Here is a 15,267-nt window from a genome sequence, read left to right as displayed (position 1 = left end):
CGCGCCATTTACGCGGCTCCCTTCTTCGTGGCTGCTGGTTTGGCCGGTGTCGGATTTTCGAGATTCAGGATGCGTTCGCGCGCGATCAGCAGATGCTCGCGCGTCTCGATAAGAACCGTTCTCATCTCGATCAACGTGCGTTCAAGCTGCTCGATGCGGACCTGCAACGCATCGACCTTCGCGTTCAGTTGGATGCTCATACGACGCCGCTCCGCCCATAGTTGATGTCGCCGCCCCAGTCATTGCGCGCGGCGATTTTCTTGAAGTGTTGGCCCCACTGACGCAATGCGTCGGCGCCGTTCGAATGCTTGTCGTGCTTCGGATAGTTCTTCCACGTGGCGCCGCGCTCGTCCCACTCCTTGGAGTACTTCTCGAGGTGGTCGAGGCCTTCCTTGCAGCCCTCGGCATCGAAGTAGGCCGAGGACAGCGCCATGCGTGTCTGCGTGATGCCGAGCGTCACGTCGTCGATGCGCGGCACGATCTCGATGTCGTGCAGTTGCAGATCCTGCAGCATCTCTTTCACCGATCGATTCTTGAAGCCGGTGCCGAGGCGCTTGTGATCGCCGTCGTGCGGCAGGAAGTGTTTGCCGAAGTTGTAGCCGGTGTCGCGCAGCTGCTGCACGAAGTGATCCAGCGTGCGGCCGTTGGCCTCGTAGAACTTCAGGAAGCGATGCTCGGGGCCGACCAGCTGGTGAAACCAGATGGCCGTTGTGTCGTTCGCGCCCAGGTCCCAGAACGTATTGACTGGCGCGTTGCGCTCGTACGGCACGCGGCAGATGCGCTGATCGCGGCGAAGCATGTCGAACTGCTCGCGGTACCACGCGCCCTCGTTGGATGCTTCGAACGCTTCATCCGGCGTGCTCGGGTACTCGCGCTTCATGTCCTCTTTGAGAATCATGCGCGTCGCGATGTACCAGGCGCGCTTGCGCATCGTGATCTCGGCGCCCGTCTTCTTCTGGATCTTGTCGAAGTACTCGTGATCCTTCGACGACAGCACGATGTTGGTCGGGTCCAGCTCGTACTCGGCGCGGCCCCACCATGGAAAGAAATGGAACTTCTCTTCGACCGGCAGATGATGCTGGCCGATGCGCTTGCGCGCGCGCTCGACCATGTCGTAGAACGCGCCTTCGCGGCCTTCGGCCGTCGACTCGACGAACAGGAAGCCATCGGGCGCGACAGCCGGTATTGCGCCCGTGATGACCTCGCGCGCCTTCTCCGGATGCTTCGCGCAGATCTTGCCGAACTCGGACACGTGCAGGTATTGCAGCGTGCCGGAGCGCATCGACGTGCCCACGCGCACGCTTGAGTTGTTCGACAGCAGCAGCTCGGACGTGCTGTCCTGCAACGGATAGCGTTCGTTGCGAATGCCTTCGGGCAGGCGGTCGTATGCGAACTTGATTTTGTCGCGGAAGATGACGGTGACGTTGTCGAGCGAGTCCGCGATTACGCCAGCGCGCACGTTGGAATTGAAAACGCACGCGTCGAGGAACACGAGCTGGATCAGCGTCGAGAAGCCAAGCTGCCGGGCCTTCAGGATGACGTTGCGGTAGTGCAGGTCCTCGATGAACGTGGCCTGCTCGGCGTTCGGCCTGAACTTGACGATCTGGCCGGACTTGTCGGTGATCCAGTAGAGGTTGTGAAGCCTCCACAGCGGATCTTTCCACTGGTCGACGTTGACGCGCGAATCCATCATGCCGGCACCGCCTCAGGATCGTCGCCGGTTTTCTTCGGCTTGAGCTGCGAGCCCTCGACCTGCGAGAGCAGCAGCGTGATCGGATCGACTGCCACCTTGCCGCTATGGTCGATCGCATGGCTGTCGCGCCATGCGTGCTTCTGCCGGTTCTTCAGCCAGAAGATGCAGGCGGTTGTATCGGCGTCCTGCATCGTGCCGTTGTTCGTGGCCTTGTTGTAGAGCGAGCGCGCGACCATCGCGTCGGCCATCGTCTTGCCTGACTCCATCGCAGCGAGGAAGTCGGGCTGCTGCTTCTTCCATTGCCTGATCGTGCGATCGGTGACGTGGAAGAACCCGGCGAGATCGACGTCGGTCGCGCCGAGCAGGCAGTAGTTGCGCGCGAGCTCGGCGAACTCCGGCTTGTACGCGGACGGACGGCCGGCCATGTCAGCGATTCCTGATGACGTGCCAGAGGTACACGGCCCACCGCACGCCGAGCGCCAGCAGCAGCACAAGCACGGCCGCGCCGAAGAAACCGGACGCCCAGCCGAGCAGGCGATACAGCAGGTCAGTCGTCACGGCCGAGCGCCTCGAATTCGGCATGGCTCTGCGGGTGCCGAACTTCGCCGCCCGGACCGTTGCCGCGCGTGCGCTTGTTCGTCGCGGTCCGCTCGCCGCGCTCGGGCTTCGTGCCGATGACGCGATCAGCCTTGGCGTCGATCTTCGCCTCGGTGCCCGTGGACATGCGGCCGGCGTTCACCGCCTGCGACGCGCGAGCCTTGGCATTCGCCGCATGACTGGCGTCTTCCATCGGGTAGGCGCGCTTGCCCGGGAGCCCGAATTCGGATTTCGGCAGTTGCTTGCGTGCCGCGCTGCTGAGCTTTGCCATTTCAGGCTCCAGAAAGAAAAATGCCCCAGCCGTTGCAGCGACTGGGGCGAACCTCGACGAAGGGCCGAGAGGAGACACGGTGAAAAACAAAAAGCCCGCGAGGCTTGTGGCCTGCAGGCTTCGGTCGGATTTGGAGTGAGACTGGCCCGGACCTTCAGGCCAGTTCACTCGGCTATGCCGGATTCAGTAATCTGCGCGGAGTATATGCCGATTTCGGCGAGTTTACAAATTCCCCCTCGATTTTCTCCAAACGCTGTGCTATGGCGTTCTGGGCGTGGTATAGCGCGAACTCCCATACGTGCGAATGCCCGCGGCCCTGCTTGAGCTTCAGCCGACGGCAGATGAACGATGAGTGCGCGCGCCACACGTAGTGCAGCATCAGCACGTCTTTGTCGAGCGGCATGAGCAGACGCCACTCAGCCTGGACGATCGACGCGTCGACGTAGTCGGGCGCAGGTGGCACAGCGCGAGCTTCGCGCCAGCCGCCGCCGCGATACATGCCCTCTGCCGATGTCGCGCGACCCGGCGCATATCCGCTCGAGCGCTGCGCGCGCGCCCAGTTCTCAAGCCTCGGTTCGAGGGTTCGGAGGTCCATGGTCCGCCTGGGTTACTCGACGATCTGCCAGTCGTCGGCCAGCATGTCGGTCTGCGATGCGAGCCAGCCCATCAGGATCTCGCCCGTGGCAGTCTTCATCGTGATGCACGGCAGCACCTTGGCCGAGCCGCCGTTGAGGCGCGCATATTCGCTGTTGTGGTGCGACCAGAAGTTCTCGAAGGCGATTTCGCGCGGGCCATTCGGGCCGCTAAGCGAGAGCCACATGCCCTTGCCGTTCCAGCCCGCGCGTGAGACGCGATGACCTTTCTTCAGGGCTTCGATCGCGAGGCCGAACGGCAGGCCCGACGTCTCGCGATACGCGCCCTCGAACTGCTCTTTCGGCGACCAGCTTATGTAGCCGGCGAAGTCGTGGTGATTCGGCTTGCCGCCGTCGGTGTATTCGACGAGATAGCCTTCGTCGCCGGCTTGCTCGTCCAACGGCAACGTCCAGCCGCGGAAGATGTTGTACGCGCCGCGCGTCATGGGCTTGGCGTTGATGATCTTCGTGCCGATGAAAGTTTTCACTGCGTGTTCTCCTGGTGCTTGCGGGACGAATGGGTCAGATTTCGAGACGGGAGTCGGTATTCGCGAGACGGCTGATGGTTGACGCGAGGTCATCGCATAGAGACTCGATGTGATCCGCCAGCGGACTCCTGCTCGGACGGATCTCCGCTGTCCTCTCGCTGGTGCCTTCGTCACATGCTGGACGCAGGACGGGGGCGAGATGCTCAACGAGACTCTGGGTCACGCATTCGAGGTTCTTCAGCAGGTTCTCGAATCGAATGACGGCAGCGTTCCACTTCGGGCTGACGCTGGACTAGTTGGTTGGCGCCCAGATCTGCCTGACCGAGAGACTGTCCGGCCTGGTTGATGCCCATGTTGCGGGCGGCTTCGAGAAATCCGTGTTTCATGCTGGCTCCTATGCTGGTTGGTGTTACGGGTTGTTGCGCAGCACGAGCACGCAGAAGGTGAGCAGCCGCAGATCCGAGTGGTCGTATGGGATACCGCTCTGCAGGAAGGTGGCGAGCGATTCGGCCGTGCCGCGCATGCCCTGCTCTGCCGTGAAGTAGTGCTCGCTTGCGATCGCGGCCTCGATGTCGGCCGGCGTCACGCGCGGTGCGGTCTTGCCCTTGCGCTGGATCTCCTCCTCGATGCTCTCGTCGCCGTTGCGCGGCGTGATGACTGCGGTGTTCATGCTGCCCTCCTCGTGGGTTGATGCTGCTGATCTCGCCAGGCGATGAACGGCCGGCGAATGAAACGATGAAGCCGCTCGACAGCGGCGGGATTGGTGGCCAGCTCGCGGCGCGATTCGATCTCGCACGCGACGCGAATGAACGCCGCAGCCTCGTCGACGGTCGGCTCGCGCGGCGGGACCATGTACTGCGAGACGAACGCGCGGAACTGCGGGTCGCGGGGGAGCATGCCGGCGAGCTGGAGGATGTTCACGTCGCCTCCCAGACGACTTGCTTGATCCTGTCGACGCTGACGACATCAACGCCCCGCGTCGACTCGCACCACCTCTCGACCTTCTCGCGAGCACAACGCTCGGCGACCTCGTAGACCTCGCGCGTGGGTGTGTCGCCTGTGAACCCCCCGATGCGCACGCGGATCGTGATCGACACGTCGGCGAACGTGTGAACTTTGCGTTTGCTCATACGACCTCCAGCGGATCAGCCAGCACCAGCTCGGCCTGCGCTGGGCCTTCCTGCGCGCTCAACGGCGTGATCGTCAGCACGACGCGCGCTTCACCGTCGGGCTCTGCACGCTCGAGCAGGATGCGACGCACAGGCCAGCCGTCCTCGAGGATCGCGATGCCCTTGATCGAGTCCATCAGCACCTTCACGGCGTTGTCGAGATCGATGCACATGACGCCGTCGTCCCAGTTCGCGCCGAGCTTGCGCTTACGCGACTCCCAGTCCTGCGGACGCTTCGGATAGAGCTTGAGCGCAACGTCGACGCGGCCCGCGATGGGTTCATGCACGCCACCGGCGCGGAAGATCCAGCCGACCTGCTCCTTGTAGGCCTTCGCTTCGGGCGTGACGTAAGTCGAGACGAACGATGGGCCGCTCTTCGGCTTGACGATGCGCGAGGCCCAGTAGCGGTTGGCAGAGATCGGATAGGGCAGCGTCACGACGATGGCTTTGGGGGCGGAAGAAATCGGGCTCATGGCGTCTCCCACAGCGGTTGGCCAGCAGCTCGTGCACCATCAACGCAGGACTGGTAAAGCTCGGTGAAGGCCTCGCGATCTTCGTCCGCGCAGTTCTCGACCACGCGCCGACCGGCGCTCGACACGACCGCGTCGTACGCGCAGCGCACGGCCTCGTAGCCCAGCTTTCCGCCCGATGCGGTCGCGCCGCGAATCAGGAGCCTGAACGCCCATTCCGCCGTCGGTTCCTTCGCTTGCGTGAACGCCGAGTTGATCCGACGCATGCGCTCGAGGTTCGATTCGACGGTGGCGGCGTCCGCTTTCGTCTGGTCCGTCACCGCTTGCGCTTTCGGCAGCTCGACAAGGCGCATCTGCTTGCACAGGCCGTAGAACTCGGGCAGCGACGGCGGAAACTTGAGCCTCATCAGCGCATCGACACCAGCCTTCAGCTCGGCCGTCGACAGCTTGCGCAGTCCGCGCGCCCATTCGATCTTCACGCCGCGCAAATCGTCCTGCGGCCACTTCTCGAGGAACGCATTGCCCCACATGCGGCCCATGCGTCGGAAGAGCTCGGTTACCCACGATTCAGGAACGCCGTCCTGAGGCCATGCCTCGGGCGCCGGCTCAATCAATGAGCTTTGCATGTCCATCGACTACCTCTGCGGATTCGGTTGCGGATTGAGGCGACTCGCTTGAGCCGGTGAGTTCTGCCCAGCCGGCGCGTCGGCGCGCGTCGCGGGAATTGATCGGAATTGCGGCTGGACGGCCAGCGACAGGAAGCGCCGCGGCCTCCTGTGTCCATCCTTCGGCGATCGAGAGCACGTAGCCAGCGGTAACGCGTTGGCCCTTCTTCTTCGCCTTGGCGTGGATACACGCGGCCTCGATGGTTTCGACGGTGACACCCGCGTTCGCGGCTTTGGTGACGCGCGGGTCTCCGGGCTGTGATTCGACGCTGTGCTTGCGCATGGCCACTGTCAGCTCGGCGGGTTTCGCCCGCTCGCGCGGTGGTGTACCGATAGCGTGTGTAGAACCACTGGGGTTAACTTCTCCCTCTCCCTTCCCTTCCTTTCCTTTAAGAGCGTTTTCCGGTGGAATTTCTCCACCATTCCGGTGGAAGTCTCCGGAATTTCCGCCGGAACATTTTTTATTTCCGGCGGAAGGAGTACTAAATTCTGAGGGAAAAAGAGATTTTTCCAGCGGACGACCCATGTCAATCCACTGTTCAAGTTCCGGTACTTCCAGCGGAACGAGGCCGGAATCGACACGGATCTTGTTGCGCTTGCGCACGCGTTCGCATAGTTTGTCGTGCGCCTGTCGGTGCTTGGCGAACCATCCCTCGTTCGCTTTCTCGGCGACGACCGGATGATAGAGGCGACCATCCGAGCACTTGATCCAGCCGCGCAGAGCGCCTTCACGGATAGCCATCCACGCTTCGGGAGCGCGCTGATAGCCGGTGAATTTCGCCAGCACGCGATCGTCATCAGGCAGTGACCCGGTCGGCACTTGGTGCCATGCCTTGCACCAGAGCAGCAATGCGGCCCAGCACGCTTCAGGAGACTCGAGCGCGGCCAGATCGCTATCGCATAGTCGCTGGACATCCAACGGCATATACGGAAAGTCGCGCAGGTCGCAATCTTCCGGGGTCAGGGGATTCGGGAGATCTGTCACGCAGCCCTCCGGATCCAATTCGTCCAGAACCCGCGTGCCCATGAGAATGCGTAGAGCCAGCAGACGGCCCAGATCCCGTACTGCTGCGCGCGCCACGTCGTGTAGAACCAGAACGGCTGCGCGGCCAGACCGAAGAGACACGCATAGCGGCGCCAGCTCGCGCGCCGATCCTGCGAGAGAAACACTGCGGCCACTCCACAGAGGCCGATCGCGATCTGTTCGATCACACGCACCTCCACGCGCCAATGAACGCCAGCGCGATCACCGCGGCCATGCCAAAGACGAGCAGATCGCTCATGTCCTACTCCGACTTATCCGTCCCAGCTTGTCCCTGGTTGGGGAGCATGCCGATTGCGTAATTGATCCCAAACGAAAGCGCCCGAACGCAGTACGCCATGAAGTCCGGCGTCGAAATGCCTTGTTTTTGGGCCCGCTCATCGATCCTTTGCACTTCCCCCGCGGTCAACTCGACCGCAACCTGCTTTTTTTCGTCATTCATGCAGCGTCCCGGATCGTCCCGAGTGGGGATCGATGGTCAGAATCGTCACTGACGGTCATGCGCTGCGCCGGGACAATTCCGCACAACAGCATTTCGGCCAGTCGAGCGAGAGCGGCCGAATCGCTGTCGATGAAGTTGAGTGTCTTGAAGTCCTGCAAACGCGTGTAGACCTCGTCGCGCAGGCGTGTTTTGACTTCGTTTCGGAATTGAGCACGGCGTGCCATGTGATGTCCCCGACAGGAAAAGTTAGTCAGGCAGGCGAGATTTCCTGAACCAGGATCTCAAGCCCGCGAACAAGCCGGTAAGACGGCTTGGCTTTGCCTACCTTCCCGGTCGCAATGTCAGAAATGTTGGCCTGACTGCAGCCAAGGCGATCCGCGATCGCTTTCTGTGTACGTCCGGCCGCAAGGAGTTTTTGCACCAGCGCTTGCAGGTTGGGCTCTTCGATCTGAAGGATTGGTTCCATGGTCTCGGCAATAGGGTTAAGCGCCTTGAATATAGATGAATCTATATCAGAAGGCAATAGGAACAACTATGCCAACATGAATAAGAATTCCTATATGGACAAACTCGATACCTTGGGCGCCCGGCTTCGATGGGCGCGGCGCAACTCGAAACTGACGCAGGCGGCGGCAGCGAAAACTGTCGGCCTTTCGCAACCGACTCTTTCAGATCTGGAGAACGACAATACGAAGGGGACGACCAGTCTCGTCGAACTGGCGACACTCTATTCGGTCGATGTCCGCTGGCTGAAAACGGGGCGCGGGCAACCGACCCCGCAAGCAGGTTCAGCGGAGAATGTCAAATTCCCGAATAGTGAGCAGGAAGGGCCTCTTTCCCTGGATTCGGTCAGAGAATCCCGCGTTAGATTGCTTGCAGAAGATTTGATGGACGTCTCCACAGAGATGCGGAACTTAATCGATAAGCTGGTTGAAGCCGATCGGGAGGGGGGTGTGGTTCGGGAAATGACGATTGCCGGCATTGGCTACACCCTTCAATCTGTCCCCGTCGCAAAAACTCATAAGAAGGTGAAATAAATGGCGCAGAACGATCCCTCTCATGGAGACCCGGACGGCATACGGAGGGCCCCTAGCAGTGACCCTCCGTCGCCAATTTCCATGACTATGAGGGGGCTTTCTAGAAATGACTGCCAGACAACAAAAACCGCTTCGACTGGTTACCGAGTCGACAACTTCACACGCGGCTGACGGGGGCTGCAAAGTTTGCGAAGCGAGGCAGCGCCAGCTCGAGCACGTAAAGATGCTTCTGAACGCTGCCCTGCTCGCGGCCTCGCAGACGAACAAGACACCACCCCGGGGGAAGCGATGAGGCCAGTTTTCATTGTCATCGGCGCCGCTTGGGCCTTAGGTGCCTGCACGACCGCGACGCAGACATATGGGCCCGATGGGCGCCCGGCCTATACGCTGAATTGCTCCGGCGTTCAGCACTCGTGGGGATCTTGCTACGAGAAGGCAGGTGAGCTGTGCGGCGAGCGCGGCTATGACGTTCTGGGCGGCGGCGCAGAGGGAGGCGCCGCGATGGGCGGCGGCTCGTCGGCGTTTTTCGGGACCACCACGGTCACCCGCTCCATGCTTATCGCCTGCAAGAAACCAGCGTAGTAGCAGACCGCAAAGAGGTCCCCGCTTCGGCGGGGATTTTTTTCGCCTCGAATATCGATTTTCCTATTGACGTCTATATCGGCGCGCCTATAATTCACCTCACAGCAACACCACACCCGAGGTGACCAGATGGAACGGACCTACCAGTACAAGACGATCAGCGAAGACCACGGCGTTTTCATGATCGCGAAGTTCTACCGCAGCCCGAACCTGGGCGAATGCCACGTTGGCTATCTGAAGATCGCAGCGCAGAGCGAGGAAGCAGCTCTCGCGGTCGCTCGCCAAGCAATGTGAGGTGAACCAGATGAGCACCCTTCCCTACTGCGCCAAACAGGCGACCGCGATGGCCGAGTTTGCGACCGATCGCGCACAGGCAAAACTCGACGCGGCGATCGACGCCGAGGAATCGCGCGACGAGCTGATCGCGGCGCGCAAGGCTGAACTGATCCAGCAGCGTATGGCAGCGATGACGGCTGACGACGTGCAGGCTGGTTTGCAAAGCTGCGGCGCAGGCTTGGCCGCAATGCTCAGCGAGAGTCTGCGCAAAGGCGATCACGAGATGGTCGGCATCTACGTCCGTTCGCTGATCGGTGTCTACATCGAGCAGGACTCCGAGGTCATGGCGAACGATTGGATGGATCGCATCGACCGTGAACTTGCGCAATGGGAGCACTGATCATGGTCTCCCATTCCTACTGCCGCGGCCTGCGGTACGCAACGGTCGAGAGCATCGACTGGATTTGCAGCACAGGGCACCGGATTCACCTGGCATTCCGGACCATCTATTTCGACGACGTGGTGTGGTGCTGACATGAGCGAATTCAAAGGAACGCCAGGACCGTGGCGCGCGGAAGAATGGACGCGTCATGCGCCGACGACCATTCTCGTCGACGAACCTCACCAGGTCACCGGCAAGAGAATCATCGCCGAATTCTATTCCGTGGTGGACGCACGCCTTGGTGCTGCGGCGCCCGAGCTGCTCAACGCACTCGAGCAGCTTCTCATCGACATGACGATCGCGCAAGGAAACATGCGCGATGCGGCCAAGCGCGACCCACGGTGGGAGGGATGCGCAGAAGCGATTCAACCGCGTGTAGACGCTGCCCGCGCCGCGATCGCGAAAGCCACCGGGAGCCAGTCATGAGCGGAATCGTGATTCTCGGCCTCATCTGGGGCTTCCTCTTTTTCTGCGCGTACGCGTTTATGCGGGGGTGCGCATGAACACGCCGACCGACGCTGATCTTCACCTGGCCGACCTCGCGCTCGCCTTCACTGCTGGCGTGTGTTCCGCACTCGTCGGTGTGATGGTTATCTTCACGTTCTATCTGAGGTTCTCATGCTGAGTCGCTTACTCGATTGGGCAATCGCGATTGTCTTCGGGGTTCTGCTCGCCTATAGCGCCGCTTACGGATGGACCTCATGAAACTCCTTCGTTCCGTGCTCGAGCTGCTTCGCATCTGGTTCTACATCGTCGTCGTCCTTTGCGCAGCAGCCGTCACCCTCGTGGTGCTCGATCCGTCGGGCGCCGATCGTATCTCCCACCACTACTCGAAAGGTGCCGTATGAACACAGTGACCAAGATCCCGATGCAGCAGGTCGGGTCCTCTCAAATCCATAGCATCGGCCACGACGCGAACACGAACACGCTCGCGATCCGTTTCAAGAGCTTCAAGACGGGTGAGCCGACGTCCCTCTATCACTACTCGAACGTGCCGGCCGAGGCGTTCGAAGCGTTCCGCAACGCTGAGTCGTTCGGCTCGCACTTCGGCAAGCACATCAAGCCGTACGACAAGAAATACCCGTATACGCGCATCGAAGACGCACCGGCCGCCGAGTAACACCAGCTCACACCTTCCAACAGCCAGGGGAATACATGTCCACCGCAGTCACCACACAACGCCAGAGCCTTGTCGCGAAGTTCGCCGAGAAGTACTCGGTCGAGCCCGGCAAGCTGCTCGACACGCTCAAGTCGACCTGCTTCAAACAGCAGGGCGATCGCGAAGTCTCAAACGAACAGATGGCCGCGCTTCTGATCGTCGCCGACCAGTACGGCCTGAACCCGTTCACGCGTGAAATCTATGCCTTCCCGGATAAGGGCGGCATCGTGCCGGTGATCGGCGTCGACGGCTGGGCCCGGATCGTCAACGAGCATCCGCAATGCGACGGCTTCGAGTTCTCGTATGCCGATGAAGTCGCGGAGTTCTCCGGCAAGAGCGTCCCGGTCTGGATGGAGGTGCGCGTCTACCGCAAAGACCGTCAGCGCCCAGTGATCGTGCGCGAGTACTTTGACGAAGTGGTTCGCCGCAGCATGCAACCGTGGCAGTCGCACCCGAACCGGATGCTGCGCCACAAGACGTTCGTTCAGGGCGCTCGCCTCGCGTTTGGCTTTGCTGGTGTGTTCGACGAAGACGAAGCGCAGCGCATCGTCGAGCGCGACATGGGCGCGGCCGACGAAGTGCAGCCGGTACAGCAGCCGCAATCACGCAGCGCGCGCGCCAGTGCGCAGCCTGCGCCTGCAATCGAACAAGCCGATGCAGACGGCGTCGTCGAGATGCCGGCGCAGCGCCAGCGCGAAACGGTGCAACAAACCGAGCAAAAACCGCAACGCGCGACGCGCCGAGCTGCACCGCAAGCACAGCAGCAGGCGGAACTTCAGTCGCGCGAACCGGGCGCCGACGATGAAGAGTTCGAAGGCGAGCCCGCGAGCGAAAGCGTCATCCGCATCCTCAAGACCAAGATGGAAGCCGCGGCGCTCGGCGAAGCCGACATGCGCAGGAAGTTCGGCTTCGGTTACGACGGCGTGACGACCGCGAACTATAACGCCGTCGTCGCTTGGATCGACGATCCGATGGGTGCGTGATGCTGACTTTCGATCCGGTCGGGCACGTCTACACGGTTGGCACGCGTCGCGTGCCGAGCGTGACGCAGACGCTCGCGCCCCTCGTCGACTACTCCGCGGTGCCGGCGAACGTCCTCAAGCGTGCGCAGGACCTCGGCACGGCCGTCCACAAGATGACCGAGCTGTACGACCTCGACGATCTGGACATGGACAACCTGTCCGACGAGCTGCTGCCCTACCTCACCGCGTGGATCAAGTTCCGCGCTGAAACGGGGTTCGTGCCCGAGCTGATCGAAAAGCGGTTTTACCACCCGGCGCTCGGCTTCGCCGGGACTCTCGATCGCACCGGCCTCGTCAGTGGCCGGCGATCCGTGATCGACATCAAGAAAATGCTGCGCCTCGAGCCCGTCGTTGGGGTGCAGCTGGCTGCCTACAAAGAGCTTTGCATCAAGAACGGCGTCGACGTCCAAGACCGCTACGGCCTAGGCCTGCGCGCCGATGGCACCTACCGGCTGGTGCCGTTCACGGATAAAGGCGACTGGCCGGTGTTCCTGTCGCTGCTCACCCTCCGCAATTTCAAGGAAAAACATGGCATCCACTCAGAAGCCTGAGACCGACGAGAAACCGCTGGTGAATCTTCGGTTCGAGAATCCGCCGCCGACTCTCAACAAGAGCGCGCTCGGCATGCTCACGCTCGCGAAGGCATACACGATCGACAACGTCGAGACGCGCGAGCTCGCGGTGAAAGACCTGATGAAGATCAAGACGCATCAGAAGAGCGTCGAGGATCAGCGCACCGCGATCACGCAACCGATGAACGCCGCGCTGCGCGCCGTCAATGCGCTTTTCAAAGTGCCGACCGACTACCTCGAGCAAGCCGAAGCGCTGCTGAAGCAAGCGATTTCGAAGTATGACCGCGAGCAGGAACAGATCCGCCTCGCCGAACAGGCGAAGGCCGAAGAAGCCGCACGGCAGGAACGCGCGCGCCTCGAGGCCGAGGCTGCCGCACGGGAAGCAGCCGCACAGGCCGAGGCGCAGGCGATCCAGCAGCAGGCCGACCAGGCCGCCGCTGCTGGCGACGTCGAAGCCGCTGCGCGACTGAATGCGGAGGCAGAGAGCCGCGTCGAACAAGGCGCCGCCGAGGTCGAGACGCTGCAGCAGACGGCCACGCTGGTGACGGCACCTGTCATCGCGGCCGCTCCACGATCGCGCGGCGTGTCCTCGCGCAAAGTCTGGAAAGCGGAAGTCGACAACAAGATCGAGCTCATCAAGTACGTCGCCGAGCATCCGGAATACGTCGATCTACTCGACGCGAACATGCCGGCGATAAACAAGATCGCGCTCGCGCTCAAAGCGAACTGCCCGCTCAAAGGCGTGCGCGTGTTCGAAGACAGCGTCATCGCAGCGAGGGCAGCATAACCATGTCCGCAATCATTTTCGACACGGAAACGACCGACGCCGTCGACGGCGATCTGATCGAGGCTGCGTACCAGGCCCGCATCCGCGATATCGCGGCGCGTCAACCGAAGCAGTAACCGCCTCACAACCATCAGGAGCACGACCCATGTATGTCGAAATCGAACAGACGATGGCGAAGATCACTTCGGTGACGCCGATCATGGAGAAGCACGGCAAGAAAAAGAAACGGCCCGCGCACTCGATCATCTTCGAGTTCGCGATGAGCAACACCGTTCTCGACAAGATGGACGGCAACGGTCTGCGCGAGGCCTTCTATCGTAAGCCGCAGTCGGCCAGCGTCGACCCGAAGACGAAGCAGACGAGCATCGACACGTCGAATGTGCCCGACGGTATCTCGCAGTTGAAGTTCTCGTGGTGGCAGCAATGGGTTGATATTCCGGGCGAGCTGATCGGCTGGCTTCTCACGCTGCACACCGGCAATACGGAACGGTCGCACATTGTGCTTGATGACGCGAAGGTCAGCGCGTTCGCAGTGCTGCCAAAGGATCTCGGCATTGTGCTCGTCAAATGCAAGGCGATCGTTCATCCGACGGCTCACGAGAAAGGCAAGATCGACGAGCTGCTGCAGACGGACGTGAAGATCTCGATCATGCCGCCGGAGCAGCCCCAGCAGGGCGAACTGATCGGCAGCGGCGAGCAGGCGCAGGCCGACGATGAGGACGGCGACGAAGGCACCGACGAACCGGCGCAGGACGAGACCGAGCAGGAGCCGCAAGCGGCCAGCGCCGCGCCCGAGGCATCTGTTCTCGGCGAGCCGCCGCGCGAAGATCCGTTCGCCGATACGCCGCTCGCGCGAGGCAAGGTCAACAGCGACGCGAAGGTCACGACGAAGAAGTCGCGCAAGGGTGGCCCGCAGCCCGATGGATCGTGGCCCTTTCCCAGTTCCGTCCGTCCCTAGTTACCCCTGATCCGTGCGGCAAGCGCGGCGTGTGTTGGCCGGCGCCTGTATGGGCCGGTCCTTTTTCAAAAACGGAGAAACCATGCAACAGATTCAACTCCCACCGCTCGCGGAAGGCGAGATCTACCTCGGTGGTTTCGTCGACTCGAATGGCGATGTCACGCACACCATCCTGCTTCCGGGCGACAACGCTGACGCATCGTGGCAAGCGCAGATGGACTGGGCGAAGAGCATCGGTGGAGATCTGCCCACGCGCGTCGAGCTCGCCCTCGCCTATGCGAAGCACCGCGACAAGTTTGAGCGCGATTGGTACTGGTCGAACGAGAAGGAAGGTTCCGGCTGGGCCTGGTGTCAGGACTTCAGCGACGGCGACCAGGGCTACGGCGCCCCCAGCGGCGAGTTCCGCGCTCGCGCCCTCCGCAGATTGTCGATTTAACCCTTCATCCATTTTCAACGGAGCAGTCAATGATGATCACGCTTGAAGAAATCGAAGAGCAGCACGCACAGATCAGCGAACAACAGTCACGAATTGCCGCGATGATCGAGCAATTCAAAAAGCAGCCGAAGGCAACCGAGTACGTGGTCGCTGGCGCAAAGATCCCGCTCGCACCCGGCGAGCGCTACGCGGGTCTCGTTCTCGCCGAAGACGGCACTGCCGACTATCACCTGATCCTAATCCCCGGCGAGATCGAGGATGCGCAATGGGGTCGCGCCGTCGAATGGGCCGTCGAACAAGGCGGCGAATTGCCGACGCGGCGCGAGCAGTCGCTGCTGTTCGCCAACATGAAGAGCGAGTTCGAGAGCGCCTATTACTGGTCTGGCGAGCGTCACGAGACCAACTCCGGCTGGGCCTGGTGTCAGTACTTCGGCAGCGGCTACCAGTACTGCATCGACCGCGACAGCGAGTTCCGCGCTCGCGCCGTCCGCAGATTTATTCCTTCTGCAATTTGATCATTTAGAACG

The 15,267-nt window shown here is 61.7% G+C and carries 31 protein-coding genes; 13 read left to right on the top strand and 18 right to left on the bottom strand.

Going from position 1 to position 15,267, the window contains the following annotated elements:
- Positions 1 to 8: 8 nt before the first annotated feature.
- From VSR82_RS07810 to VSR82_RS07725, 18 genes are all read right to left on the bottom strand, one after another.
- Positions 9 to 200, bottom strand: a complete 192-nt coding sequence (locus VSR82_RS07810; RefSeq protein WP_498857591.1) for a hypothetical protein — start codon at positions 198 to 200, stop codon at positions 9 to 11.
- Positions 197 to 1,693 carry a terminase gene (locus VSR82_RS07805; RefSeq protein WP_498857590.1) on the bottom strand — a complete coding sequence of 499 codons (1,497 nt, stop codon included), beginning with the start codon at positions 1,691 to 1,693 and terminating at the stop codon, positions 197 to 199. Before VSR82_RS07805 ends, VSR82_RS07810 begins: the two co-directional genes overlap by 4 nt.
- Entirely contained in the window at positions 1,690 to 2,118 is a 429-nt protein-coding gene (locus VSR82_RS07800; protein WP_498857589.1) for a terminase, read from the bottom strand. The genes VSR82_RS07805 and VSR82_RS07800 overlap by 4 nt, the downstream gene beginning before the upstream one ends.
- A 1-nt stretch (position 2,119) precedes the next feature.
- On the bottom strand, positions 2,120 to 2,251 hold the full coding sequence (locus VSR82_RS07795; protein WP_498857588.1) for a hypothetical protein: 132 nt from the start codon (positions 2,249 to 2,251) through the stop codon (positions 2,120 to 2,122).
- Complete coding sequence (locus VSR82_RS07790; RefSeq protein ID WP_498857587.1) at positions 2,241 to 2,561, bottom strand: hypothetical protein; 321 nt, start codon at positions 2,559 to 2,561, stop codon at positions 2,241 to 2,243. Before VSR82_RS07790 ends, VSR82_RS07795 begins: the two co-directional genes overlap by 11 nt.
- Before the next feature lie 172 nt (positions 2,562 to 2,733).
- Positions 2,734 to 3,156 (bottom strand): hypothetical protein, encoded by a 423-nt coding sequence (locus VSR82_RS07785; RefSeq protein ID WP_498857586.1) that lies wholly within the window; start codon positions 3,154 to 3,156, stop codon positions 2,734 to 2,736.
- 12 nt (positions 3,157 to 3,168) lie between these two features.
- On the bottom strand, positions 3,169 to 3,681 hold the full coding sequence (locus VSR82_RS07780; RefSeq protein WP_498857585.1) for a DUF2829 domain-containing protein: 513 nt from the start codon (positions 3,679 to 3,681) through the stop codon (positions 3,169 to 3,171).
- A 203-nt stretch (positions 3,682 to 3,884) separates the two neighbouring features.
- The gene (locus tag VSR82_RS07775; RefSeq protein ID WP_498857584.1) at positions 3,885 to 4,067 is read right to left on the bottom strand and encodes a hypothetical protein; all 183 of its coding nucleotides are present in this window, start codon (positions 4,065 to 4,067) and stop codon (positions 3,885 to 3,887) included.
- A 23-nt stretch (positions 4,068 to 4,090) separates the two neighbouring features.
- Positions 4,091 to 4,351 (bottom strand): Gp49 family protein, encoded by a 261-nt coding sequence (locus VSR82_RS07770; protein ID WP_498857583.1) that lies wholly within the window; start codon positions 4,349 to 4,351, stop codon positions 4,091 to 4,093.
- Positions 4,348 to 4,602 (bottom strand): hypothetical protein, encoded by a 255-nt coding sequence (locus VSR82_RS07765; RefSeq protein WP_498857582.1) that lies wholly within the window; start codon positions 4,600 to 4,602, stop codon positions 4,348 to 4,350. Before VSR82_RS07765 ends, VSR82_RS07770 begins: the two co-directional genes overlap by 4 nt.
- Positions 4,599 to 4,811 carry a hypothetical protein gene (locus VSR82_RS07760; protein WP_498857581.1) on the bottom strand — a complete coding sequence of 71 codons (213 nt, stop codon included), beginning with the start codon at positions 4,809 to 4,811 and terminating at the stop codon, positions 4,599 to 4,601. The genes VSR82_RS07765 and VSR82_RS07760 overlap by 4 nt, the downstream gene beginning before the upstream one ends.
- Positions 4,808 to 5,323, bottom strand: a complete 516-nt coding sequence (locus tag VSR82_RS07755; RefSeq protein ID WP_498857580.1) for a RusA family crossover junction endodeoxyribonuclease — start codon at positions 5,321 to 5,323, stop codon at positions 4,808 to 4,810. Before VSR82_RS07755 ends, VSR82_RS07760 begins: the two co-directional genes overlap by 4 nt.
- Positions 5,320 to 5,946 (bottom strand): hypothetical protein, encoded by a 627-nt coding sequence (locus VSR82_RS07750; RefSeq protein WP_498857579.1) that lies wholly within the window; start codon positions 5,944 to 5,946, stop codon positions 5,320 to 5,322. The genes VSR82_RS07755 and VSR82_RS07750 overlap by 4 nt, the downstream gene beginning before the upstream one ends.
- Positions 5,927 to 6,970, bottom strand: a complete 1,044-nt coding sequence (locus tag VSR82_RS07745) for a DUF1376 domain-containing protein (protein ID WP_498857578.1) — start codon at positions 6,968 to 6,970, stop codon at positions 5,927 to 5,929. Before VSR82_RS07745 ends, VSR82_RS07750 begins: the two co-directional genes overlap by 20 nt.
- On the bottom strand, positions 6,967 to 7,197 hold the full coding sequence (locus tag VSR82_RS07740) for a hypothetical protein (protein WP_498857577.1): 231 nt from the start codon (positions 7,195 to 7,197) through the stop codon (positions 6,967 to 6,969). The genes VSR82_RS07745 and VSR82_RS07740 overlap by 4 nt, the downstream gene beginning before the upstream one ends.
- Positions 7,198 to 7,271: 74 nt before the next feature.
- Positions 7,272 to 7,469, bottom strand: a complete 198-nt coding sequence (locus VSR82_RS07735; protein WP_498857576.1) for a hypothetical protein — start codon at positions 7,467 to 7,469, stop codon at positions 7,272 to 7,274.
- Positions 7,466 to 7,693 (bottom strand): hypothetical protein, encoded by a 228-nt coding sequence (locus VSR82_RS07730; RefSeq protein WP_498857575.1) that lies wholly within the window; start codon positions 7,691 to 7,693, stop codon positions 7,466 to 7,468. The genes VSR82_RS07735 and VSR82_RS07730 overlap by 4 nt, the downstream gene beginning before the upstream one ends.
- Before the next feature lie 26 nt (positions 7,694 to 7,719).
- Positions 7,720 to 7,935, bottom strand: a complete 216-nt coding sequence (locus VSR82_RS07725; protein WP_498857574.1) for a helix-turn-helix domain-containing protein — start codon at positions 7,933 to 7,935, stop codon at positions 7,720 to 7,722.
- Positions 7,936 to 8,011: 76 nt separating this feature from the next.
- Here VSR82_RS07725 and VSR82_RS07720 point away from each other — a divergent pair, with 76 nt between their 5' ends.
- The 13 genes from VSR82_RS07720 to VSR82_RS07660 all read left to right on the top strand — a co-directional run bounded on the left by VSR82_RS07720 (position 8,012) and on the right by VSR82_RS07660 (position 15,255).
- Entirely contained in the window at positions 8,012 to 8,506 is a 495-nt protein-coding gene (locus tag VSR82_RS07720; protein WP_498857573.1) for a helix-turn-helix domain-containing protein, read from the top strand.
- A 711-nt stretch (positions 8,507 to 9,217) separates the two neighbouring features.
- Entirely contained in the window at positions 9,218 to 9,382 is a 165-nt protein-coding gene (locus VSR82_RS07715) for a hypothetical protein (RefSeq protein WP_498857572.1), read from the top strand.
- A gap of 10 nt (positions 9,383 to 9,392) precedes the next feature.
- Complete coding sequence (locus VSR82_RS07710; RefSeq protein WP_498857571.1) at positions 9,393 to 9,764, top strand: hypothetical protein; 372 nt, start codon at positions 9,393 to 9,395, stop codon at positions 9,762 to 9,764.
- Positions 9,765 to 9,899: 135 nt separating this feature from the next.
- Positions 9,900 to 10,232 carry an XkdD/Y8K6 family phage-associated protein gene (locus VSR82_RS07705; protein WP_498857570.1) on the top strand — a complete coding sequence of 111 codons (333 nt, stop codon included), beginning with the start codon at positions 9,900 to 9,902 and terminating at the stop codon, positions 10,230 to 10,232.
- A 73-nt stretch (positions 10,233 to 10,305) separates the two neighbouring features.
- Positions 10,306 to 10,431: a hypothetical protein gene (locus VSR82_RS07700; protein WP_498857569.1), complete on the top strand. Its 126-nt coding sequence runs from the start codon at positions 10,306 to 10,308 to the stop codon at positions 10,429 to 10,431.
- A gap of 76 nt (positions 10,432 to 10,507) precedes the next feature.
- Positions 10,508 to 10,654 (top strand): hypothetical protein, encoded by a 147-nt coding sequence (locus VSR82_RS07695; protein WP_498857568.1) that lies wholly within the window; start codon positions 10,508 to 10,510, stop codon positions 10,652 to 10,654.
- Positions 10,651 to 10,926 (top strand): KTSC domain-containing protein, encoded by a 276-nt coding sequence (locus tag VSR82_RS07690; RefSeq protein WP_498857567.1) that lies wholly within the window; start codon positions 10,651 to 10,653, stop codon positions 10,924 to 10,926. The genes VSR82_RS07695 and VSR82_RS07690 overlap by 4 nt, the downstream gene beginning before the upstream one ends.
- 35 nt (positions 10,927 to 10,961) lie before the next feature.
- Positions 10,962 to 11,948 carry a phage recombination protein Bet gene (gene bet, locus VSR82_RS07685; RefSeq protein WP_498857566.1) on the top strand — a complete coding sequence of 329 codons (987 nt, stop codon included), beginning with the start codon at positions 10,962 to 10,964 and terminating at the stop codon, positions 11,946 to 11,948.
- Positions 11,948 to 12,538 (top strand): hypothetical protein, encoded by a 591-nt coding sequence (locus VSR82_RS07680; RefSeq protein ID WP_498857565.1) that lies wholly within the window; start codon positions 11,948 to 11,950, stop codon positions 12,536 to 12,538. Before bet ends, VSR82_RS07680 begins: the two co-directional genes overlap by 1 nt.
- Positions 12,516 to 13,346, top strand: a complete 831-nt coding sequence (locus VSR82_RS07675) for a hypothetical protein (protein WP_498857564.1) — start codon at positions 12,516 to 12,518, stop codon at positions 13,344 to 13,346. Before VSR82_RS07680 ends, VSR82_RS07675 begins: the two co-directional genes overlap by 23 nt.
- A 145-nt stretch (positions 13,347 to 13,491) precedes the next feature.
- The gene (locus VSR82_RS07670; protein ID WP_498857563.1) at positions 13,492 to 14,304 is read left to right on the top strand and encodes a hypothetical protein; all 813 of its coding nucleotides are present in this window, start codon (positions 13,492 to 13,494) and stop codon (positions 14,302 to 14,304) included.
- Positions 14,305 to 14,386: 82 nt separating this feature from the next.
- On the top strand, positions 14,387 to 14,740 hold the full coding sequence (locus tag VSR82_RS07665; RefSeq protein WP_498857562.1) for an Lcl C-terminal domain-containing protein: 354 nt from the start codon (positions 14,387 to 14,389) through the stop codon (positions 14,738 to 14,740).
- 29 nt (positions 14,741 to 14,769) lie between these two features.
- On the top strand, positions 14,770 to 15,255 hold the full coding sequence (locus VSR82_RS07660) for an Lcl C-terminal domain-containing protein (protein ID WP_498857561.1): 486 nt from the start codon (positions 14,770 to 14,772) through the stop codon (positions 15,253 to 15,255).
- Positions 15,256 to 15,267: the final 12 nt, after the last annotated feature.

The organism is Burkholderia sp. JPY481 (assembly GCF_038900515.1).
Classification (GTDB): Bacteria; Pseudomonadota; Gammaproteobacteria; order Burkholderiales; family Burkholderiaceae; genus Paraburkholderia; species Paraburkholderia youngii.
This window is presented reverse-complemented; position numbering and strand designations above follow the sequence as displayed.